General features: G+C 61.2%; 14 protein-coding genes. 13 read left to right on the forward strand and 1 reads right to left on the reverse strand.

Features of this window, described 5'->3' with window-relative positions; translation table 11 throughout:
• Nucleotides 1-7: 7 nt before the first annotated feature.
• From TSACC_RS04235 to TSACC_RS04245, 3 genes are all read left to right on the forward strand, one after another.
• Nucleotides 8-727, forward strand: a complete 720-nt coding sequence (locus TSACC_RS04235; protein WP_084400179.1) for a prepilin-type N-terminal cleavage/methylation domain-containing protein — start codon at nucleotides 8-10, stop codon at nucleotides 725-727.
• Nucleotides 728-834: 107 nt separating this feature from the next.
• A complete protein-coding gene (locus tag TSACC_RS04240) occupies nucleotides 835-2517 on the forward strand; it encodes a beta strand repeat-containing protein (protein ID WP_084400180.1) in 1683 nt (560 codons plus the stop codon).
• A 145-nt stretch (nucleotides 2518-2662) separates the two neighbouring features.
• Nucleotides 2663-3622, forward strand: coding sequence for a nucleoside hydrolase (locus TSACC_RS04245; RefSeq protein WP_075078144.1), 960 nt, complete (start codon nucleotides 2663-2665; stop codon nucleotides 3620-3622).
• A gap of 30 nt (nucleotides 3623-3652) precedes the next feature.
• On the opposite strand, the gene TSACC_RS04250 is transcribed toward TSACC_RS04245, so the two are convergent.
• On the reverse strand, nucleotides 3653-4534 hold the full coding sequence (locus tag TSACC_RS04250) for a helix-turn-helix domain-containing protein (RefSeq protein WP_075078145.1): 882 nt from the start codon (nucleotides 4532-4534) through the stop codon (nucleotides 3653-3655).
• Between the two features lie 94 nt (nucleotides 4535-4628).
• On the opposite strand from TSACC_RS04250, the gene TSACC_RS04255 reads away from it, so the two are divergent.
• The 10 genes from TSACC_RS04255 (at nucleotide 4629) to TSACC_RS21190 (ending at nucleotide 22138) form a co-directional block, all read left to right on the forward strand.
• Complete coding sequence (locus TSACC_RS04255) at nucleotides 4629-6041, forward strand: Gfo/Idh/MocA family protein (protein ID WP_075078146.1); 1413 nt, start codon at nucleotides 4629-4631, stop codon at nucleotides 6039-6041.
• 70 nt (nucleotides 6042-6111) lie between these two features.
• Nucleotides 6112-6672, forward strand: coding sequence for a hypothetical protein (locus tag TSACC_RS04260; RefSeq protein ID WP_075078147.1), 561 nt, complete (start codon nucleotides 6112-6114; stop codon nucleotides 6670-6672).
• Between the two features lie 7 nt (nucleotides 6673-6679).
• Nucleotides 6680-10342: a beta galactosidase jelly roll domain-containing protein gene (locus TSACC_RS04265; protein WP_169809530.1), complete on the forward strand. Its 3663-nt coding sequence runs from the start codon at nucleotides 6680-6682 to the stop codon at nucleotides 10340-10342.
• 249 nt (nucleotides 10343-10591) lie between these two features.
• The gene (locus TSACC_RS04270; RefSeq protein WP_153811251.1) at nucleotides 10592-12064 is read left to right on the forward strand and encodes a sialate O-acetylesterase; all 1473 of its coding nucleotides are present in this window, start codon (nucleotides 10592-10594) and stop codon (nucleotides 12062-12064) included.
• Nucleotides 12065-12082: 18 nt separating this feature from the next.
• Nucleotides 12083-13288 carry an oligogalacturonate lyase family protein gene (locus tag TSACC_RS04275; RefSeq protein WP_075078150.1) on the forward strand — a complete coding sequence of 402 codons (1206 nt, stop codon included), beginning with the start codon at nucleotides 12083-12085 and terminating at the stop codon, nucleotides 13286-13288.
• 9 nt (nucleotides 13289-13297) lie between these two features.
• Entirely contained in the window at nucleotides 13298-16060 is a 2763-nt protein-coding gene (locus tag TSACC_RS04280; RefSeq protein ID WP_075078151.1) for a glycoside hydrolase family 38 N-terminal domain-containing protein, read from the forward strand.
• Entirely contained in the window at nucleotides 16057-17052 is a 996-nt protein-coding gene (locus tag TSACC_RS04285) for an HAD family hydrolase (protein ID WP_075078152.1), read from the forward strand. The genes TSACC_RS04280 and TSACC_RS04285 overlap by 4 nt, the downstream gene beginning before the upstream one ends.
• A gap of 240 nt (nucleotides 17053-17292) precedes the next feature.
• Complete coding sequence (locus tag TSACC_RS04295; RefSeq protein WP_153811252.1) at nucleotides 17293-19959, forward strand: fibronectin type III domain-containing protein; 2667 nt, start codon at nucleotides 17293-17295, stop codon at nucleotides 19957-19959.
• Nucleotides 19960-19965: 6 nt separating this feature from the next.
• Nucleotides 19966-20583 carry a PEP-CTERM sorting domain-containing protein gene (locus TSACC_RS04300; protein ID WP_075078155.1) on the forward strand — a complete coding sequence of 206 codons (618 nt, stop codon included), beginning with the start codon at nucleotides 19966-19968 and terminating at the stop codon, nucleotides 20581-20583.
• Nucleotides 20584-20713: 130 nt separating this feature from the next.
• A complete protein-coding gene (locus tag TSACC_RS21190; RefSeq protein ID WP_237763899.1) occupies nucleotides 20714-22138 on the forward strand; it encodes a PEP-CTERM sorting domain-containing protein in 1425 nt (474 codons plus the stop codon).
• Nucleotides 22139-22228: the final 90 nt, after the last annotated feature.

Consider the following 22228-nt stretch of genomic DNA (forward strand, 5'->3'; position numbering starts at 1 on the left):
CTCCCGCATGATGTTTCTCCCCAGGCATCCATCCCCCTTGCTTTCGTCGTCCCGCCCGGCTCGTGGTGGCGGCGGCCGATCGGGGTTTACCTTGATGGAACTGCTGGCCGCCATCGGCATCGTGGCCGTGCTTGCAGCCATGACGCTCTCAGGTCTGCGGGTGGTGCGCTCGGCGGGAGACAGCGCGAAATGCGTGGGCAGCCTGCGCGCCGTGGGGCAGGGGATCGTCGCCTATGTGAATGACAACACCTTCAGCCTCCCGGCCTATCCGTACAAGCCTGCGGCCGGTCAGCTGCCGGGGCCGCTGAATAGCGGGCAGATCCCGGTAAGCAGCCGGAAATACCAGGGGATGCTGGCCTATATGATCTATCCTTATCTCGGCCTGCCCGAGCCGACCGCGCAGGATCGCGTCGTCCCGATGCTGCAATGCCCCGCCTGGAAGAGGGAAACGAAAAATCCCATCGGTGTTAGCTATTATCTTCCTAATGACGTCGTCGTCGACGGCGCGCATGTAAAGCCCTTTGGCTACCCGGCGCCCAGCTATGCCGAGCCGATGCGCATGCTGGCCCTGCCTGGCTCGCCCTCGTCGATCCTCGTCCTGCAGGATGTCGATCGCAAGTTGCCGGGAATTTCCGGGGCGGATTGGGCGGCAGCCCTCCCGGCCTCGCCCGTGCACCGGGGCAAGCGCAACCTGCTCTATCTCGACGGCCACGTGGCCTCCCAGTAAGCCTGGTCCTCGGGATTCCACTTGACTCATATGACCTTTAGCGCAATAAATCACATCCGGATTAGAAAACTCACCCCATCGTCCCTCCACCTCAAGAACCACGCGAAATGAAAACATCCATCATTCACGGAACCAGGCAGGCAACCATCCTGCGCCGCTCGTTGCGGATGGCCCTGACCGTCTCGGCGGCAGCCTCCACCCTGGGTTTGCTCGACAGCCTCCACGCGGCAAACGTGGAGAAGGCTAACAATACGACCAACCTGAATCTCGCGGGTTCCTATGTTTCCGGGGGGCCTCCGGGGGCTGGAGATATTATTTCGATCACCAGCACGATGGGCGGAAATAAAAGTGTATTTCTCGGCGCAGACATGTCGGTGGCCGGAATCAGCTTTGACGCGACAGCGACCGGGACCCTGTCCATCAAGGTGGGCAACACGCTGACGATCGGAGCGTCGGGCATTTCGCTGGCCTCGGTGCCTGCGGGCGGCTCGAACTTTGATTCATCGGCCTCCATCATCCTGGCAGCGGATCAGACCTGGGCTGGTGGTGTTCGCTCGATCACCATCGGGGGCAGCGCGACGATCGATGAAAACGGCAAGGCTCTTTCCATTACGGGAACGAACCTTTTCAATTTCAACTCCTCCTCCGCCCAGACGCTTAATGCGAATATTTCCGTGAACTCCATGGCAGTTGGGGGTGGCACGGCAGGCCTGACGCTGACTAACACGAACAACTCCTTCGGAGCGCTCTCCATCACGGGCGGCAGCGTTGTCACCGGGTCCACGCTTTCCTCGGGAGGCGGTAACAGCACCTTGGGCAAAGGCACGATCACTATCGGCGGCAATGCGAGCAATGGCACATTGCGTTACTCCGGGGCTACGGCAACCGCAAATCAGGTTCTTCAGCATGATGCGAGGGCATCGGTATCCACGTTTGAGGTTTCCAACGCCGGTACGACCCTGACTAATGCGGGCAACCTCACGACGTCCAGTAGCAACAATACCGTAGTGGGGAACGGCTGGGAGCTTGGCGGAGCGGGCAACCTCAAGCTTACGGGAGTGATTTCGGATTCCACCGCGACGACGCGCACCGGCACGACGGTGAAGAAAATCGGGTCGGGTACGCTCGTCCTTGGGGGGGTGAGTACCTTCACTGGTGGCACCACCGTAAGCGAAGGCGTCCTTTTGGTGAACACGGCCCAGACGGCTGGCAACTCCGGCACGGGTACGGGCAGCGTCTCCGTCGCGGCGGGTACGCTCGGCGGCACGGGCATCATTCGTCCCGGCACGGGCAACAGCATCTCGGTGGCATCTGGAGCGATCCTGGCTCCCGGCGACAGCACGGCGGTGAGCTCCATCGGTACGCTCGTGCTGGATGGCGGCGGCACCGCGGCTCCCCTCCTGACGATGAACTCGGGAGCGCAGTTCAGCTTCGACCTCGGGACGGCCTCGACCAGTGACCGCCTGAATGTGTGGAACTACTCGTCGGGAGACTTTGTTCTCTCGGCCAATGCGGTGAACCTCACGCTCGACGCCTCGATCCAGTCGGGCTCCTACACGTTCACACTCTTCAACTTCTACACAAACAACGGCGCAGCGCTCTCGGCGGATACCTTTTCCGGCCTCGCTCTCGGTACGCTTTCGTCGAACATCTCGAGTGCGACCTTCGACTACAGCATGGCCGGCCAGATCAAGCTGAACGTGACGGCTGTTCCCGAGCCAGCCTCGATCGCTCTGCTCGGCACAGGCCTGCTCCTCGTGATGACGATGCGTCGTCGCCGTCAGGCCTGATCACATCCGGGAAAATCGTCACCGCCCTGTTCGCTCTCATTGCCAGCGAACAGGGCGGATTTGTTTCCGCGAATGGCACGAATTGCTCAATAGCTTTGCGGTCGGGGCAACAATCTGGCTAAAGATGCCGCATCTTCTCCCACTGATGACTGCTGAGGCCAAGGTCCCTGTGCGCGTGATACTCGATACCGACATGGGCTCGGATTGCGATGACGCCGGAGCCATGGCCGTGCTGCATGCGCTGGCGGACCAGGGCGAGGTGGAGATCCTCGCCTGCATCTACAGCTCGGAGAAAAACCAGTTCGGTCCCGGCTGCATAGCGGCGATCAATCAGTATTACGGGCGAGGGGAGATTCCCATCGGAGCCGCCAAGGGCGACGAGGTGGGCGATCCTCGGAATGATTTCCTGGAGGCGATCGCAAGTGATGCTCAGCGATATGGTCATCGCGTCCGGACGTGCGACGACGTGCCGGATCAGGTGGCGGTGTATCGCCGGGCGCTGGCTTCTGCGCCGGATCGTTCGGTAACGGTGATTTCCATCGGACACACCAAGGGGCTTCTCGCCCTGCTGCATTCCGGGCCGTGTGACTTTTCGCCGGCAAATGGCCATGGGCTGGTTGCCCTCAAAGTGAAGGAGTGGGTGGTGATGGGAGGGGCGTTTCCCGTGGAGGAGCGTCCCGGGTGGAACTTCGGAGCCAACGGCTCGGCGAGGTATTCCCGAGCGCTGGTCGCGGAGTGGCCGGGGGCGGTTGTTTTCTCCGGCTACGAGGTGGGGAGCGACATCATCACGGGGCCCTGCCTCCAGGGGACGCCGGACGACAACCCGGTGAAAACCGCCTATCGACTGTGGGACAATGCGCTGGAAAATGGCCGCGCGAGCTGGGACCAGACCGCCGTGCTCTATGCCGTGCGCGGGACGGGGGAGGATTGGGAGCTTTGCCGGGGCCGATGCGAGGTCGAGGACGACGGGCGCACGACATGGCAGGTCGATGAATGCGGCCCGCACGCTTACCTCGTGAAACGCCGCCCGGCGGAAAGCCTGACTCTCACGATCGGCGATCTCATGGCCAGGCCGCCGGAGCGCCGGGGAGTTTCGTCGCGCTGAGGGCTGTCGAGGGAAGGCCGTGCCCCGGGGTCAACTCCGCCGCTGGCTGGCCGCCGCGAGCAGATCCGCCTTTGTCTGTTTGCCGAGAGACTTCTGTCGAAACTCGCGCGGCGACATGCCGAACTCTGTCTTGAAGGCGCGTGAGAAGGCGCTCGCGCTGCCAAAGCCCGTGCTCTCGCCGACCTGCTCGAGGGTCATCTCGGGAGATCGCATCAGCCATTTGGCCCGTTCAAACTGGACATGGGTAAAGGCGATCTGAGGCGAGGTGCCGCGCACCTTGTGAAAGAGCCTGCGCAGATGGGTGGGAGACAGGTGAATGGCGCGCGCGACCTCCGCGATATTGGGTGCTTTTGCCATGTTTGCCTCATACCAGGCCATGGCCTCCTTGACCTTGGACTCTCCATAGTTTGGAGGGGCGCCCCACTCCGTCTTGGGGATGTGTTTCAGGAAGAAGATGGTGAGCTCGGCGGCGACGATCTTGTAGATGAGCGGCTCCCAGAAGCCCGCGCGCTTGCTCACCTCGAGCGGCGTGGTGCCGAGGCGTTTCCTCGCCTCGTCGCACCGGTCGTAAAGCGCCTGGATGATCGGGATCTCCGAGGTCTGAAAGGCAACCTTCCGGCAGCCATTCGTCCCGACGATGGAGCGGATGGGATACTCCGCCTCATCAAAATGGAAAATGATATTGCGGGTCAGGTCGCCAGGTTTCCCAGCCCAGCCGTGGACGCAGTCCGGACCCGTGAGGATGAGCATGGGCGCCTTCAGGCGTTCGTTCTTTTTGATCCCGTTTTGCAAAAGGACGACGCTGAACTCCCCTTCCAGAAAAAACTGAAACTCCCACCGGCCTCGCGGATAGGGTTGGACGGGGTGGTCTCCGTATTGGCGCTCCCCCTGGTTGCGGTAGAATAGGAACACGCCCCTGAAGGTAGGAGATTGGGCGAAAGTATCAAGTATTTGAGCGTTTCCCCTATGGCGGAATCCGGGCTTCGATGGAAAGCTTTGGTTTGAAATGGAACGAAAATCTCCTCCCGCTTTCGTACACCCGGATGGCTCCCCTGCCCGTTTTGCCCTGGTAGGGACGGGAGGACGCTCGTGGATGTTTACCCAAGCGCTTTCCTCGACCTATCGCGACCGCTGCGCTCTCGTGGCGTTTTGCGACACGAACCAAACGCGGATGGATTTCTACAATCGCGAGATCGCAGAGAAATTTGACGCGGAGCCTGTGGCCACTTATCCGGCCTCGGACTTTGACCGGATGGTACGCGAGCAGCAGCCCGACGTGGTCATCGTGTCCTCCATCGACCGCACGCATCACGAGTACATCGTACGGGCCATGGATCTCGGCTGCGATGTGATCACGGAAAAGCCGCTCACCGTGGATGTGGAAAAGTGCGAGGCGATCCTCGATGCCGTGACCCGCACGGGACGGCGGCTGATTGTAACCTTCAACTATCGGTATGCCCCGCTCCGCACCAAGGTGAAGGAGCTCATCATGGAGGGAGCGATCGGAGAGGTGAAGTCCGTGCACTTCGAATGGCTCCTCGATACGAACCACGGAGCGGACTATTTCCGCCGGTGGCACCGCGATAAGAAGAACTCCGGCGGGTTGATGGTACACAAGGCAACCCATCACTTTGATCTCGTGAACTGGTGGCTCGACTCGTCGCCCGAGACGGTCTTTGCCTTTGGCAATCTCGGCTTTTATGGGCGGGAGAACGCTCTCAAGCGGGGCGTCACGGAATTCTACGAGCGCGGGACGGAAGACTCCGCCGCGGCAGCCAATGATCCCTTTGCCCTCGATCTGCGCAAATCGGAAAACCTGAGCCATCTCTATCTCGACGCGGAGCATGAAGATGGCTATCGGCGGGACCAGAGTGTCTTCTCCGACGGGATCACCATCGAGGACACGATGAATGTCCTGGTGCGTTACAAGTCCGGCGCGCAGATGAGCTACAGCCTCTACACGTATGCCCCATGGGAGGGCTATCGCATCGCCTTCAACGGCACGAAGGGACGCATCGAGGTCAATCATCAGGAGGCCTCCTACATCAATGCCGGCACGGGCGCTCTCACCGAGGGCATGTCGAGTTCCGAGCAGATCGTGCTGTTTCCGATGTTTGAGAAGCCTGTCGTGGTGGAGATACCCCCGAGCGAGGGCGGTCATGGCGGCGGCGATCCGATCATGCTCGACGAGATTTTCGGCGGGAAGCCATTCCCGGACCCGTTTCATCGGGCGGCCAATCACATCGACGGAGCACGCTCGATCCTTACGGGGATCGCGGCAAATGAGTCCTTCCGCACCGGCCTGCCGGTGAAGGTGGATTCCCTTCTCCGACTCGATGAGTGGACCTCTCCCGCAGTCGATCATCTCCCCGAGGTGGCGGCGGCACCGGCAGGCGATCCCGCTGTGCTGGCAGGGTAATTCCCTGCCTCGCCAGTGCGCCAGTCTGGTTGCAATTGCTGATTATTCTATGAAAAGTACCCTTCCCCCTATGATTGCGTCCCGTTCCCCTGGTCTCGTTCGCGTGGGTTTTGGCCTCATTGCTTTTGCCGTGCTCCTGGGTTCATCCCTGGCGGGTGAAACCGTGCTCGATGTCCTCGGCGGAAAGAAATGGGCGTTCTATCCCGGCTATGAGTTTCCTGGCGCAAAAGGAACCTGCAGGCTGGAAACTGTGGATGGCCGCGATGCGCTCGTGATCGAGTATGATTTCACCGGCGGAGGCGCCTACGTGCTGGCCGGGACTCCGGTCGACATCGCGCAGGGGCCTGCGGAGCTGCGCTTTGACGTCAAGGCCGACCGGGAGATAAAAGTGATCGTACGGATCGAGGATTCCGCCAAGCAAACCCACCAGTACAATCTGCTCTCCAAGGCGGCAGGCGAATGGGAGACCCTCACGGTCGACCTGGCCAAGCCGGCCAACAAAAGCTTCGGCGGCCCGGCTGACGGAGTGATCCACTACCCCATCACAAAATTCTCAGTCGCGGTCGGAAAAGGGAAAACAACTCTCGAACCGGGAACCGCCGCCATTTCGAATGTCCGCACAGCCGAGTAAATCCGCGATGAAATCCGTACCTGTCCTGATCCTTGTCGGCGCGTTCAGCCTGAGCGCATATGCCCAGACGCCGGCTCCCACACCCTTTGCCGCCCAGCCGGTGGCGGTGCGTCCCATCAAGCCCGCCAAGACGACCGTGACTCCGGTCGACGCGTTCAGCGCGGCGAACGCGGCCTCGTGGACCACGGAACCGGTGGTGACCGGAGGCAGCGCGCCATTTTCCATCGAGAGTGCGGACGGGGGTTTTCTGCGTCTCAAGACGGACGGGATGGACCCGGGGAAGATGACGGTCCGGGTGTTCCTGCCCGGTGAAGCGGCGGCCAATGGGTCGGTATGGGCCAAGGCTCGGGCGAACTACGTGACCTTCCTCTGTCGTAGCAACAAGCCGGCGCGAATGACCTTTCATCCGTTGCAGCGCGGCAAATCCGCCGGGACCAACCAGGCGGCTTTCACGGCCGAGCCGGGCGACTGGAAGCGTGTGATCCTGCCAGTGGCGGACATGGGGCTGAAGGACCTCTCGAAAGTGGCGGGAATCGGTTTCCGCGTTGCCAGTGCGCCGGCGGGTACGGAGGTCGAGATCAAGGACCTGGCGGTCGGCAATGCGCCGTACTACGACGACCTGTGGAAGACGCAGAAGCTCGCCATCAGCCTCGAGGGCGACTGGCGCTTTGCCACCGATCCCGGTGACAAGGGAATGACCGAGAGCTGGTTCGCACCCGGTTTTGACGATTCCCAGTGGAAGGTCCTGAAGTCCGGTCTGGACTGGCAGGCGCAGGGCATCGAGCACTACGGGTACGGCTGGTATCGCCAGCAGATCTTCGTGCCCAAGGAGTTCGAGGGTGTTCCGCTGAAGATCACGCTTTGCGACATCAAGGCTGACGACGACGCGTGGTTCAACGGTCAGCGCATTGGCGGGTTCAACGGCGAGTACAAGTACAACAACTGGAATACGCGGACCTACATCGTGCCGCCCGCCCTCATCCGCTACGGGGAGAACAACCAGATCACCATCCGCATCTGGGGAGGCAACATCACCTTCATCGGAAAGAAGAGCGGACTCATCAAAGGCCCGCTCGTGGCGGAGCTCGATCCCTACACGGTGAAATTTCGCAAGCCCGGCGGCGAGGCTGTCGCGCCCGATTTGTTTGACCTGAGCGATGCCCAGCAGGGCCAGCCCTTTGAGATCATCTTTTCCTTCCCCGGGGAACTCGCCCAGGCGGCGGGAGCGCAGGTGCAGTTCAAGCTGGTGAACTCCAGCGGCACCGCGCTCGCCTCCGGTCAGGCTCCGCTGGTCACGGGAGACAAGGGAATCGCCACCGCCACGGTGCCGGTCGACCTGGAAACCTCACGCAAGGTCTACCTGAGCGGGCGGCTCTGGGCGCAGCTCATCATCAACGACGCGCAGGGCATGCCGCTTTACGCCGGTCGTCGCGAGATGGATCGGCTTTCCTTCCTGAAGCGCGACACGACGCCGCTGCCTGCGCTGCCCGAGACGCTGGAGGACACTCCGTACGGGAAGCTGAAGCTGATCGATGAGATCGATGCCTCCAAGCCGATCTTTGAGGACGCGCATCCCTACCTGCAAAGCGGCTTTATCAAGGCGCAGGAGCGCATGCCGGCCGGTTCGGATGTCGACGTAAAGGTGACGGAGATCCTCGGCAAAAAGGCCCGCGAGAGCGCGTACGGCTGGTTTGCCTATCGCGTGGGACGCGGGAAGCTCAACCCCCGGTCGACCTACCTGCTCCGCATCGAGTACCCGGAAGACAAGCCCCGCTTTTCTCCCATCGAGGTGCAGGTCGGGCAGAACTTCATGGATGTGGGATGGAAGAGCGGTGTCGGCAAACCGGATGATGTTTATGACAACTGGCCGATCAGCCAGAAGTGGAACTGGTACGACGTGATCGTGCCTCTCGACGACGAGACCACGGGCACGGGCGGTACCGGCACGGCCCCGGCGGAGAACGGATTCTGGGTCTATTTCATGAACAAGATCGGTCCCGAGGGCTTTTACAGCATGTGGGAAGGCGGCCCGGCGGTCGCGAAGATCAAGCTCTACGAGATCAATCCCGAGAAGGATGCCCCGGTGATTCATCGTCCCGAGGGGCTGCCCAATCGCGTGCTCTCGCTGGACTGGGAGCGCCAGCCGGATGGCAATCCGGAGGACTTCGTGAAGTACGCCAAGCTCATGGGCTACTCGGCGATCTCGCCGATCATGCTCAAGTGGACCTTCATGAACTACAGCGATCCGCTGAATGGCTACACCTCCATCGTCATCGACGAGCACAACTACTGGGCCAACAAGCCGTACGATCCGACGACCGGCGAACCGGCCTCGTCGCCCATTCCTGGCCGCAAGACCCAGCACGAACTCTTCCTTGAGGCGACGAAGAAGTGGGGTATCGACTACATCCCGCGCTTCGAGTGGGGCGGCTCGATGGATCTGCCCGAGGATGCCAAGGCCATCGGGGTGGATGGCAAGCTGGCCAAGCCCAACCGCTTTGCCCAATGGTCGGCCAACCTGCTGAACCAGGCGTCGTGGGACGATCTGCAGAAGCTGATGGATCATCTCATCAAGCCGTACGTGAAGGACAATCCGCAGCTCACCGGCGTGTTGTGGCGCATCCGCTGCGACCGCGTACAAATCTCCTATGGCGAAGCCGACCTGGAGCTTTTCTCCAAGGAAACGGGCATCGCGCTACCGGCTGGCGGGCAGGCGCAACGCGCCGCCTGGGCGGCGGGCGAGATGCGGGCGAAGTATGACGAATGGTGGCATGGCAAGCGGGCGGACTTTCACAAGAAGCTCGCTGCTCTCCTGCAGAGCTACCGTCCCGGCATGGAGTTGTACTACTACAACTGGGACCCCGATAAATTTGGCATCATCCTGCCCGACATCACGGCCTGGGCCTTCAAGGCCAAGGTCGCGAAATCCGGTCCCACGGGCGGGAAAGCCGCCTACGAGGCCGAGCGCGAGGAGCGGAGCAAGCTGACCGCCGCCGACTACATCGAGACGATGCGGACGGGGAACTTTGGCGATGCCTCCAAGGGCATCAATCGCGCGGACTACGGCATCCGGCCGGAACTCTACCGCGACACGCCCGGCATCCAGATCTTTGCCCCGGCGAATTATCTCTGCTATGCCGACAAGCCGGAATACCTGAATTACTTCCAGACCGCCGACGGCCTGGCGGTGAGCAACGTCGTCTCCTATGACGAGGTGAACGCCCGCATGATCAACCCGAAGTATGAGGGCAATATGATCACCCCGGGCGGCCCGGAATTCAGCATGGCACTGGAGCTTCTCGCCTACTTCCATGGCGACGCGCGCACGCTGAACTACACAGTCTATACGTACGGTCGTGGCTTTGCCGACGCGCATCGGCGGTTTGCCCAGGCGTTCCTCGCCCTGCCGGCGGTCAAGGGAACGGTGATCGACCAGGGAGATGCAGACGTGAAGGCGCGGCTGTATCCGACCGACAAGGGAACCTACCTCGGCGTCGCTTACAAGGGGTACGAAGGCAAAAAGCTGACGATCAAGGTTCCCGGCAAGGCTGGAGCCAAGCTGAAGGACCTCGTCACTGACAAGTATATGTCCACGACCGACTCCGGCGGCGATCTGCAGTTTGTCATCGACTCGCAGCCGATGGAACTGAACGCTTATCGGATCGAGTAGGTGACTGCCAGCCCGGCAGCCCTGCGGGAAACGTCGGATTTTTCGCAGGGGTGGAGAACGATCGAGCCTGGAGAAAAGTGGGCGAAAATATCAAGAACCGGGATGCGGATCGCATGGACGGCATTCCCGGTTTTGATGGATGATTAATCCCATAACAGCTCTGGCATCGCGAATGAGCGGAGACAGGGGTGTTGTTTCCCGTCCCCAATGAGCCTCTCCTTTTCCTGCCGTCGATCTCTGTTTCAAAAAGTGAAAACCTCCCGTTTGCTGGCGTCGCTGCTTTGCGTCGTCGCTCCCTCGCTCGCTCTGGCCGATGTGCAACTGCCGCCGGTCTTCTCCGACCACATGGTGCTCCAGGCCGGGCGGCCTGTGCCGGTATGGGGCAAGGCTTCGCCGGGTGAAAAGGTCTCCGTGCGGGCTGGTGCGCAGGTGAAGGAAGCCCAGGCTGCGGCAGATGGAAAATGGTCGGTCACGCTCGACCCGCTGAAGTCCGGTGAGGAATTGACTCTTACCGTCCAGGGCGGATCGGGAGCGCCTGTCACCATCAGCGATGTGCTGGCAGGCGAGGTGTGGCTGTGTTCCGGGCAATCCAACATGGCCCTGCCGGTGGCGAAGGCGAAAGACGCGGCGACGGAGATCGCGGCGGCCAACTGGCCGAAGATCCGGATGTTTCAAAACAAGAAGTGGATCATTTGCAGCCCGCAAACGGCGGGGACCTTCTCGGCGGTGGCGTACTATTTTGGCCGGGACATTCATCAAAAGACCGGCGCTCCGGTGGGCTTGCTCAACATGTCCTCGGGTGGCACGCCGATCGAGCTGTGGACCAGCCCGGAGGCGCAGAAGGCCGTACCCGGTCTCCAGCCGCTGTTTGCCAAGGGAGATGTCGCCGAGGCAGCGGGCGAGGATGCCAAGCAGGCGGAAAGCGATCGCCAGCAGGCGGTCGAGGTGGAGGGCAAACAGGCAGTCGCCGCACAGAAGAAAGCGCCGGGTTATTTGTTTGCCGACCGCATCCTGCCGCTCGTGCCCTTCGCGATCCAGGGCGTGCTCTGGTACCAGGGCGAGGCCAATTCCTACACCGAACACGCCAACCTCTATGGTCTCCAGCTCGCCACGATGATCAAGGACTGGCGTGCGCGCTGGGGCTACGACTTTGCCTTCCTCACGGTGCAACTGCCCGAGCTCGGACCCGCGCAGACCGAGCCGATGCAGACCCACGGGCGCGTGCTCGTCCGGGAGGGGGAACTCAAGTCCCTTGAGCTTCCCAATACGGGCCTGGCGGTGCTGCTCGGGACGGGCGAGGAGAAGTCCAACCACCCGCTCAACAAGCAGGAGGCCGGACGGCGTCTCGCAAACTGGGCGCTCGCCTCGGTGTACGGCCAGAAGGATGTCGCGATGTCCGGACCGCTGCCCGCCGGCAGCACGGTGCAAGGCGACCGCGTCGTCATCAGCTTTACCCACACCGATGGGGGACTGGTCGTGCAGGGCGGCGGGCCGCTCAAGGGCTTTGCCATTTCCGGAACTGATGGAAAGTGGGTCTGGGGTGATGCGGTGATCGAGGGCGACAAGGTGGCGGTCTCCAGTGCGGAGGTGAAGCAGCCTGTCGCGGTGCGCTATGCCTGGGCGATCAATCCCGTCACCGCCAACCTGGCCAACGGCGCGGGTTTGCCCGCCACGCCATTCCGGACCGACGATCAGGCGATTTCGAACCGGGCCGGGCAATAGGCAGCCGTTTGCCACCCCGTGAAAATCTCACATTGCTCCGAGCGGTCGAGCGCATGCGATGCCTCGACCGGAGCCGAGGTGACTCAATGGACGCAGGGACCGGGCAAGAATCACCATCTTTATTTCACGACGCATAGCGTCACGGCGGACGATCGCTGGCTGGTCTTCCTGTCGGAGCGGTCCGGGCATCCGAATCTTTACGCGATCGACCGGCGCGATGGGGCGATCCGCAGACTGAGCAACAACGCCGCCGGGACACTGCGGAGCTATGTCTATCCGCTGGGCGGACTGACAGGACTCAGCAAGGTCTCGCCCTGCCTCGACCCTTTTCGCAATCGCCTGTTTTACATCCGGGATGATCGGGTTTTTCAGGTGGATCTCGATGACCCGGAGCCGACGGAACATTCGCTCGCGACACTGCCTGCCGGCTGGTATGGCGGATTTACCCATATCTCGGCGGATGGAAAGACGCTCTGCGTGCCGGTGACGGACCCGCGCGCTTTCGCCGAGGAACGAACGCAATGGGAACAGCTCGATCACGTGCCGACGCGCATGGCGGCGGGTGGGCTGAGGACGCGGCTTTACTTCATCGACAGGGATACCGGCGCGCAGCGCATCGCGGCGGAGGTGCCATTTTGGGTGACGCATGTGCAGTTTGACCCGGCAGGCTCGCTCCGGATGATTTTCAACCTTGAGGGCAGCGGAGATGGAGCGCCTTTGCCGGACCGCATCTGGTGCCTGGAGGCGGAGGGTTCGTTCCGGCCACTCGCCCCGGAGGCCAAGGGCGAATGGCGGTCGCACGAAAACTGGGCCTCCGACGGCCGGAGCGTCGTTTATCACGGTTCGCGCGATGGAAGGGCGTTTGTGGCCGCGCGCACCTGGGAGGGGGAGTTGCTGCATGAGACGGCGATCGACGGAGTGGATTTCTGGCATGCCACGGGATTGCCCGATGGGCGGCGGCTGGCGGTGGATCGACGGGATGGAATGATCTCCCTGATCGATCCGCAACCCGGAGGCGCGCCACCCCGGGTGGTCGATCTTTGCCGGCACGACACCACCATCGAGGACCAGGACACGCACGCGCACCCGATCACCGCTCTGCATGGCCGCAGTCTCGTCTTCAGTTCCGATCGCAGCGGCGACTGCCAGGTCTATGAAGTCGCCATCCCGGGAGCCGATGCCGCCCCGGACTCAGAATCTCCACGCCAAGCACCAACCGTTTAGGTACAGAAAATGAAAAGCTCACAAATTCAGCAGATCAAGGTCGTCTCCAACACTCACTGGGACCGCGAGTTTCGGCGGACTTTTGAAAAGACGCGGCGACGGCTGCTCACGATGATGGATGTCACGCTCGACATCCTGGAAAAGGACCCGGACTACGCCTCGTTCACGATGGATGGCCACTCCATCATGATCGACGATTACCTGGAAATGCGCCCGGAACGCCGTGCGCTGGTGGAGAAGTTGGTGAAGGAGCGCAGGCTCATCCTCGGCCCCTACTACACGCTGGCCGAGGAGTTCAGCATCGGACAGGAGTCGCTCGTCCGCAATCTGCTCTGGGGCCGCCGGACGGTGGAGAAATACGGTGGCAAGGTCGGCACGGTGGCCTACACGCCGTCCTCGTGGGGACAGACCGGCCAGCTCCCGCAGATCCTCGCGGAGTTTGGGCAGAAATACATGATGTTTTACCGCGGCATCTCGCATCATGAGGCCGATGCCGAGTGGATCTGGGAGGCGCCCGATGGCACGCAGCTCACCGCGAGCCGCTTCGCCGTGTATGCGCGGTACAACTGGTATTACCAGGTCCACCGTGCGGTGACGGCGGACGCGGTCTTTGACAAGGCTTACGAGTGGGATGCCCACGAGGAGGTGCCGGTCCGGATCGCCGACGGCCAGGCCGGGGAGGACCTCGCCTTTGATCTCCAGGAGCCGGAGCTGCGGTACGACCGGTCGCGCCTTGAGCAGGCGGTACGCGACATGATCGAGCGCGAGGGGTCGCACTTTACCACGCCGGTGTTTCTCGCCATGCACGGGCACGACATCTCGGTCGCCCATCCGCTGGAGTCGCAGATCATCAAGGATGCGCAGGAGATTTTCCGGGGCGAGTACACGATCGAGCATACGGATCTGGAGGGATTCTGGGCGGCGGCGGAGGAGCATCTCGACCGCAGCAAGCTCGCGGTGCTGAAGGGCGAGAAACGCTCGTATCTCAAGCAGGGCATGTGGACGTTTCTCTTCCCGGGAACCGTCAGCGCCCGCACGTATCTCAAGCAGAAGGATTTCTCCGCGACCGCGCGCCTCGTTCGTTATGCCGAGCCGCTGGCTGCACTCGCGGCCACGCTCGGGGCGGAGTATCCGAAGAACTACCTGGATCGTGGCTGGAGCATCCTGCTCTCGAACCACACCCACGATGCCAACGGCGGTTGCGCGCCGGATGCGGTCTGCGAGGAAATCGCCGGGCGGTATGCCAAGGCCTCGGATATCGGCGACATCGTTTCCGAGGATGCGATGTGCCACATCGCGCGGAATATCTCGCCGGAGGGACGTCCCGCCAACGCTCTCCAGCTCATCGTTTTCAACTCGCTGCCCTTCACTCGCGACGCCATTGTGCCGGTCGACCTGGAGATTCCCTCGACCTACAAGGCGAGGGCGGCGCGTCTCACCGCTCCATCGGACCCCGAGGTGGCGCGGCAGCCGATCAGCAGCGAGAAATCCAGCGTCTTTGTCGACAGCATCTGGGAGGTGCCGCGCATCCTCAACTCCAGCCGCATCAAGTTCCATGCGAAGCTCACGGCTCTCCCTGCGCTCGGCTATCGCGTGTACGACATCATTCCCGAAACCGTCGACCTGCGGACCCGCGGGTCCATCGTGGTCAATGACACGACCCTGGAGAATGAACACCTGCGCGTCTCGGTGAACGCGAATGGAACGGTCGACCTGCTTTGCAAGCAGACCGGCAAGGTTTACGAGGGCGTGAACTACCTCACGAGCCAGGGTGAATGCGGCAACGCCTGGAAGCATGTCGCGCCGACCTTTGACCGCACATACAGCAGCGTCGGCGCGAATGCCGTCATTTGCGTGAAGGAAGCGGGTCCGCTCGTGGGAACGATCGAGGCGGTCTACGACTTCGCGGTTCCGGCCGATTATGGCGATGGAACGGGCCGCAGCGAGACGCTGGTGAAAATCCCCGTGCGTGTCGAATATCGACTGAACCACGGGTCGCCCCGCCTCGATGTCACGGTGCGGCTCGACAATGTGGCAAAGGACCACTGGCTGAGGGTGAATTTCCCGACGCATCTCGATGCCAAGGTCAGCACGGCGGACACGCACTTTGATGTGATCTCGCGGCCCGTGGAATTGCCGGACTCCACCGGTTGGGTCGAGGAGGCCTTTGGCACGCATCCGCTGCAGACCTTTGCCTGCCTGGAAAATGGCGGAGAGACCTTTGCGGTTCTCCCGCAGGGGCTATTTGAGTTTGAGGCCCGCGAGGATGATGCTTCGACCCTGTCGCTGACGCTTCTCCGCGCCTGCCGCATCAAGCTGGCCGTCAGCGAGGAAAAGCTGACCGAGCTGCCCGACGAGGGCATCCAGTGCCCGGGCAGGCAGGTCTTCCGTTACGCGCTGGTCGCGGCCGGCGGTGACTGGAAGTCCAATGTCCTGCTGCAGCAGGCCGATGATGCGGCGCATCCCGTGCGGGCCATCATGACGGGCCGGGGCAAGGGTTCGCTCCCGGGCGAGCAGTCGCTGTTTTGTATCTCCAATTCCGCAGTGCATGTGAGCGCGGTGAAGCAGGCCGAGGATGGCGAGGGACTCATTATTCGTCTCTTCAATCCCACCGATAAGCCGCAGGAGGTTCCCGTGATATTTGGGAAGACGATCTCGGAGGCGCAACGGTGCGGGATGGACGAAAGCGTGCTGGAGCCGCTATCTGTCGATGGGGCGAAGGTGGCAATCACCGTCGCACCGCGGAAAATCTACACCCTTTGCGTACGATGATGGTCGATCATATCCCCGGCATAGGCCCGGTCACCGACGAGATCCAGCGGGAGTTCTTATCGCTGGAGGTCGGCGGCGATGGCATGTTTCGCGTAGGGAAGGAGGGAGTGAAGGCGATCTTCACTCCGCTCGACCGGGTTTCCGAGCTCATCGTCCATGCCGACAAGACGCTGGTGTATATCCGGTCGAAGATGGGCTATCCCGCGCTGTACCCGCTGCACGAGGCGAGGTACGAGGGGCCGGCCGAGGCTGTCCTGATGGACCTCGACGGCACCAGCGTGCATAGCGAGCATTTCTGGATCTGGGTGATCGAGCAGACGACGGCGCGCCTGCTGGGGAACGCGGGATTTCAGCTCGAGGCGGAAGACGAACCGCATGTCTCCGGGCATTCCGTCAGCGAGCATCTCAGCTATTGCATCGACAAATACTGTCCCGACAAAACCGTGGAGGAAGCCCGGCGGCATTACTTTGACATCGTTCATCATGAGATGAGCGAGATCATGGCGGGGCGCGGGCGGCCGAATGCCTTCGAACCCGCCCCGGGGCTGGATGAGTTTCTGTACAAGCTGAAGGAGAACGGCGTAAAGATCGGTCTCGTCACGTCGGGGCTTTATGAAAAGGCCTGGCCGGAGGTGCTGTCGGCCTTTCGCACGCTCAAGATGGGCGATCCGCTGGAGTTTTACGACGCCATCATCAGCGCCGGGCATGCCATTCGCAAAGGCCAGTGCGGCACGATGGGAGAACTCGCGCCCAAACCGCATCCGTGGCTCTATGCCGAGACGGCGCGGGTCGGGCTAGGGATTGATCCCTCCCGCCGCCATCGCGTGATCGGCATGGAAGATTCCGGGGCCGGGGTTGTTTCGATCCGGCTCGCGGGGTTCTCCGCGATCGGCGTTGAGGGCGGGAATATCGACCGCAGCGGGTCAAATCCCTTCCTCGCTGGCAAGGTGTCGCGCCTGGTCGATGCCCTGCCGATGATCCTGGATAAATAGACTTTATTGCCGGACGGCTTGCGGCGGCGCTCCCTGGCTGCCGTCGCGGGCTATCCCCGGCCGGGTGAGGGCGTCCCTCTCGGGGGCCGCCATGGTATTGACGAGTCTTGCCTGTCGGTTTCTGGCGGACAGGGTGGGAGGTTGAGAAATGGTTGGTATTGTCAAGTAGAGGAGCGATTCCTCCATGGACGGAAACCAGCATTTTCGATTGGCTTGGTTCGGTTTTACAACATCCCTCCCATGTCTTTTGGTCTCAAGCTCCTCCCACGATTTGCCCTGCTTCTGGCCTCGGCCTCGCTGCTGAATGCTCAGAGCTTTCCTAATGTCCCGTCCGTCTATGTGCACTACTCGGCGGACAACATGGCCAATGTCACCACTGCTCCGCTGAGCCAGACGTTTACTTCCGCGAATGTCGATCTCGCCAACCAGCTGCTGACGGGGCTGCCCGACCTGGGATTTCCCTCGGTGTCAAAGAGCTTTGCGACGCCGGTCTATTTCTCCACCACTGGCACGCTGCCTGCCCCCCTCCAGCCAAATACACCCTACTACGTGGTGGGCACCGCGGCTGGCGGATACAAGGTCTACCCTCTCGCGACCGATGCGGATGCTCCCTATCAACCCGGGTCATTGCTGGGTGAAAAAGTACATATCGCGCAAAATGCCTATCTCGGCGTGCGCAATGTCGTGTTCACCAATGGCGGCACGGGGACGCATACGCTTTCGACGAAGAAGCTCCTCTTTCAGTTGAATGATCTCACGGCGAACGGATTTAACTCCGCCGGCCCGAACGCCACCAACAAGCACGCCATGCTGGAGTTGGACACGGATGCCAGCGGGCACTGGTATTTCAAGACCCTTGGCGCGATCTCCAGGGAAAACTGGGTGGGGTCCTACAATGGATACGGCCCGACGCTGTTCCAGAACGGAGACAAGTACGCGGCCCGGCAGCGCATCGGTAACAAGCGCGTGGTTTATCAGATCTTTGTCTGCCGGGTGCGCTCGTTCAAGGAGCGGCAGGTCTTCAAGGTGCTCGATAACCCGACTCATATCAACACGACGAACAACCAGATCAGCTATGGCTGGGATTCGCGAATGGTCGGCAAGGTGGCCACGGGCGACCTGATGAGGGTCAAGGCGAGCAGCGGCTCGACCCTGCCCGCGCCTCTCGTCGAGGGAACGGACTACTACGCAAACAAGGTGGACACCAAGTTCATGACGCTTCACCTCACGGCGGCGGATGCCGCGAGCGGAGCCAATGCCATCGATCTGACCACGACCGGCGACGGATCGTTCCTCTTCTACGCTCCGCAGCGTGTCGGCGATGCGCGGCGCTGGAGCTTCTTTGCCGAGGTACTCGAGCCGGGCAGCGGGGGAGGGAATACGCTCTCCGCGCGCCTTCAGGAGCCGATGCCATCCGGGGCCAGCATCCTGAAGAACGCCACGGCATTCCTGTCGGGAGGCAACAACGGCAATATCACGGGCTTCTCCAGTGTGGAGAATCTGACGCCGGTGGTCTTCTGGGTTCCTCCGGGAGCGACCCTGCCGGCGCCTCTGGTGGCGGGAACACGCTACTGGATCTCGAAAGCCACGCCGACCGCCTCCAGTGCGCGACTGCATACCAGCCTCGCCAGCGCCCAGGCCGGGGTGGGTAAATCCCTAGCCGCCTCGGGCTGCATCACCTACACTGCGGCGGGTACAGGGGAGAGCCTCGTCAGTTACGACGACGACGCGACCTATATCGGCTACGGCACGCTGCAAAGCGCCATCGAGCCGCCGCCGCTGCGGGTGACCTTTGGCGACTTGAAGGTGCTGGTCTTCAAGATCGACTTCAACGATCCCGATCCCAGCGTCACCAATGCGGTGGCCACCCTCGGGGTCAATGAAGCTGTCACCTCGACGCGCGCGCTTACGCTGGTAAAAGGAAATACGCCGCCTGCCGTGCAGGACTCGTCCAAGGCGTGGACGCTGTTTAACTCCGCCCAGGGCCATGTGCCGATCGACCTGGATTGTTATGAAATCGTCTTTGGCAGCACGGACTCGACCGATCCCACGGCGGACATCCAGTCCATCGTGGATTACCTCAGGGTGAAGTATAATATCGGAAGCGGAGTCCAGGCTCCGGCCACTCCGGGGGGAGTGACAGCGACGGCGGGTGATCGCCGGGTCTCGCTCTCCTGGTCGCCCGTCTCCGGTGCCGCGAGTTATCGGGTCAAGGTCGGGTCCTCGCCGAGCGGGCCGTTCAGCCTGCTGGGTGAGGTGGATGGCTCGGCGCAGAATTTCCTGCACGAGAATCTCACGAATGGCACCACGTACTATTACCGGGTGTCCGCCGTGAACGCTGGCGGAGAGAGCGTGGATTCCTCGACCGTGCAGGCGGTGCCAGTGAATCCTCCGGCCTTGACGGGGGCGGTCTCCCGCCGGGTGCATGGGGCGGCCGGGACGTTCGATATCCCGATCTCGATTTCTCCGACTGGATCGGTCCCGGTGGAATGCCGCATTGGCTCCGCGCTGACGCTGGTGGCCTCTTTTGACAAGGATATCGTCACTTGCGACGCCGTCGTGACCGCGGGGAATGCCTCGCTCGCGGAGGACTCCGTCGTCTCCGGCAAGGACGTGACGGTTCATCTCTCCGATGTGTCGGATGTGCAAACCGTACAGGTCGCTCTGGAAAATGTCACCGCAAGCGACGGGAGTGTGCTCCCCTCCGGCGTCCTGAAGGTCAAGATCCTGAGCGGCGATGTGAATGCAAACTCCGCGGTGAATGCGCTGGACGGCGCCCTGATAGCGAGCGCTTACGGAAAGCCCCTGGCAACGAATAATTTCCGGTACGATGTCGATGCCAGCGGCTCGATCAACTCCCAGGATAACGTGTTAACCGGAAAGCGCTCGGGCAACTCCCAACCCTAGAGGCTGATGATTTTCAAAGTCTTCGCCGCCATCGCCGCGCTGGGCGTGATGCTCGCCGCCGACGCCCGGGCGCAAACCCTCATTCTCGAGCCGAGCGCCACCGAGTTGGGGCCTGGTGACACATTCACACTGAAGGTGTCGCTCAATACGGGCAGCCTGCCGATCGCGGGATTCTCCGTCTATTTCAACATGGCGGGCACCGACGCGTCGGGGAGCTTCATTGTCCAGTCGGAGACGCTTTCCCCGGACTGGATTTTCCTCGGCGGGGGACCCACCCTGCCGGAGGCGATTCCGGATACGGGTCTCAGCCAGGACTACGGATACACGGCCACTCCCACGCTGGAGGATCTCCCGGCGAGTACCGATCTCTGGCTCTTCACTCTTCAGCTTCAGCTCGGCCTCGCGCTGGCCCCGGGCAATTATACGATCCGCACCACGACTGATAGTGGCTTTTACTATGACCTCCAGAGTGAAGGGGTGCAGGTCTATTTGCCATCCAGCGCCATCGCGGTTACAGTCGTTCCCGAACCCTCCACGCTCTTCCTGGCTTTGACTTCAGCCGGGATCATCGTTTTCCTCCGCAGGAAAGTCGGCTCTGATGTGAAATTTGGTCGAAAATGTTAATTATCTGATTGGTTCTGCCATGGACTTTACCCCCTCCCATGGGTTCTCTTTAACAAGTCATCCACACCAACCCTCCCTCCCATCGTTTCCTATGGATCGCAACACTCTCCCACTCACGAAAATGCTCGCAATGGACAAACGACTCCTTCGGATTGCCATGGCATCCTGCCTGGTGATGGCATCGGCGGCTCTGACGCAAGCAGCAAACTGGGTGGGTGCCGGCCCCAGTCCCAGCCCCAGTCCTACCCCGCCCGTCTACTGGTCAGCAGTTTACGATGGCTCGACTACTACGACCGGGTGGGATTCTGCTGCGCCGAACTCAAATGGAGCCAGTGCGAATTTTACGTCAGTAGGAGCGGAACGCGCAACGACACTGGATGCTGCATATACGGTGGGGTCGTTGACTCTCTCAGGAACTTCCTCTGGTGCTCGGCGTATTAATTTCACTGGTTCGGAAGGCACAAATACTCTCACTTTTAACTCAGGGGATACGGGGCCAGCGACCATCACCAATAACGCATCCGGCAATTCTATTTTTATATACATGGATGCGCGCGTTAATTTGGATGACGATCTCGTGGTTACAAACAATAACGCTGTTTATACGACAAATCCTGGGATTAGGTTTAATAGAGTACTTACCGGAAATGGTAATTTGACGTTTGTTAACGTTAATAATTCCCTGGCGGGTGGGCAAATTAGTCTTACCTATGCTGGTAGCAGTACATTTACGGGCAATGTGCTTGTGAAGAAGGGTGCGGTTGTTTTTGGCTCTACGGCGAATGCTTTTGGTGCCACGAGTAATATCATTACCCTGGGCAGTGCGGGAGAGGGTTCTGCGTCGCTGGTTGGAACGGCCTCTGGTAGTGCATCAACACTGGCCAACAATATTGTCGTTGCATCCGGAACCGGGGGCACTTTGTTGCTTGGAAACTCAGGATCAAATTCAGCGGTTAATGCGACGTTTACCGGAACCATCACATTGAATGGTGATGTGTCTCTCATAAGTAACAAGCCCAGCGGCGGCGATGTCCGCTACACAAATGTGATTTCTGGAGTAGGATCTGTCACCACTGTCGGGAGTGGTGAAACTCAATTCGGCAACGGAGTCACCGATATTACCAATACCTACAGGGGCAATACCACGCTTGCGGATAGCAGTTCGCTCGTTCTCTCCGACAACACTCAAATGACGTTTTACATCGGGAATAGCGGGGTGAACAACAAGATCACGGCAACTGGCTTTCAAAACGTGCTGACGCTCGATGGAGACTTTGTCTTCGATCTGACCGGAGCTGCCGCCAATGGCACCTGGCAGATTGTGGACGTGAATTTGTTGAACGAGACATTTAGTTCCTCCTTCAGAGTGTTGTCCACCTCCTCGGTAAACCCTTGGGCGGAGAATAACAACGTTTGGACTTATGTGAACGGGGGCGTGACCTACTCCTTCAGCGAAGCCACCGGGGTGCTTACGGCTGTGCCGGAGCCTACGACGGCACTGCTGCTGGGCGGAGGCCTGATGGTTCTCCTGCTTCGCCGCCGCCGTCGCAGCTAAACCCTGCGCCAAGGATTGTAATGGCAGCCGTTGTTCCGGGAGGGGGCGACGGCTGCCTGCTTTTTGGGGCATGGCATGATGCGTTTCCTG

The sequence above is a fragment of the Terrimicrobium sacchariphilum genome (assembly GCF_001613545.1).
Taxonomy (GTDB): domain Bacteria; phylum Verrucomicrobiota; class Verrucomicrobiia; order Chthoniobacterales; family Terrimicrobiaceae; genus Terrimicrobium; species Terrimicrobium sacchariphilum.

Excerpts from the sequence above, each read along its gene's own strand:
- TSACC_RS04235 (WP_084400179.1), top strand. The coding sequence starts at position 8 with ATGATGTTTCTCCCCAGGCATCCATCCCCCTTGCTTTCGTCGTCCCGC.
- TSACC_RS04240 (WP_084400180.1), top strand. The coding sequence starts at position 835 with ATGAAAACATCCATCATTCACGGAACCAGGCAGGCAACCATCCTGCGC.
- TSACC_RS04245 (WP_075078144.1), top strand. The coding sequence starts at position 2,663 with ATGACTGCTGAGGCCAAGGTCCCTGTGCGCGTGATACTCGATACCGAC.
- TSACC_RS04255 (WP_075078146.1), top strand. The coding sequence starts at position 4,629 with ATGGAACGAAAATCTCCTCCCGCTTTCGTACACCCGGATGGCTCCCCT.
- TSACC_RS04260 (WP_075078147.1), top strand. The coding sequence starts at position 6,112 with ATGATTGCGTCCCGTTCCCCTGGTCTCGTTCGCGTGGGTTTTGGCCTC.
- TSACC_RS04265 (WP_169809530.1), top strand. The coding sequence starts at position 6,680 with ATGAAATCCGTACCTGTCCTGATCCTTGTCGGCGCGTTCAGCCTGAGC.
- TSACC_RS04280 (WP_075078151.1), top strand. The coding sequence starts at position 13,298 with ATGAAAAGCTCACAAATTCAGCAGATCAAGGTCGTCTCCAACACTCAC.
- TSACC_RS04285 (WP_075078152.1), top strand. The coding sequence starts at position 16,057 with ATGATGGTCGATCATATCCCCGGCATAGGCCCGGTCACCGACGAGATC.
- TSACC_RS04295 (WP_153811252.1), top strand. The coding sequence starts at position 17,293 with ATGTCTTTTGGTCTCAAGCTCCTCCCACGATTTGCCCTGCTTCTGGCC.
- TSACC_RS04300 (WP_075078155.1), top strand. The coding sequence starts at position 19,966 with ATGATTTTCAAAGTCTTCGCCGCCATCGCCGCGCTGGGCGTGATGCTC.
- TSACC_RS21190 (WP_237763899.1), top strand. The coding sequence starts at position 20,714 with ATGGACAAACGACTCCTTCGGATTGCCATGGCATCCTGCCTGGTGATG.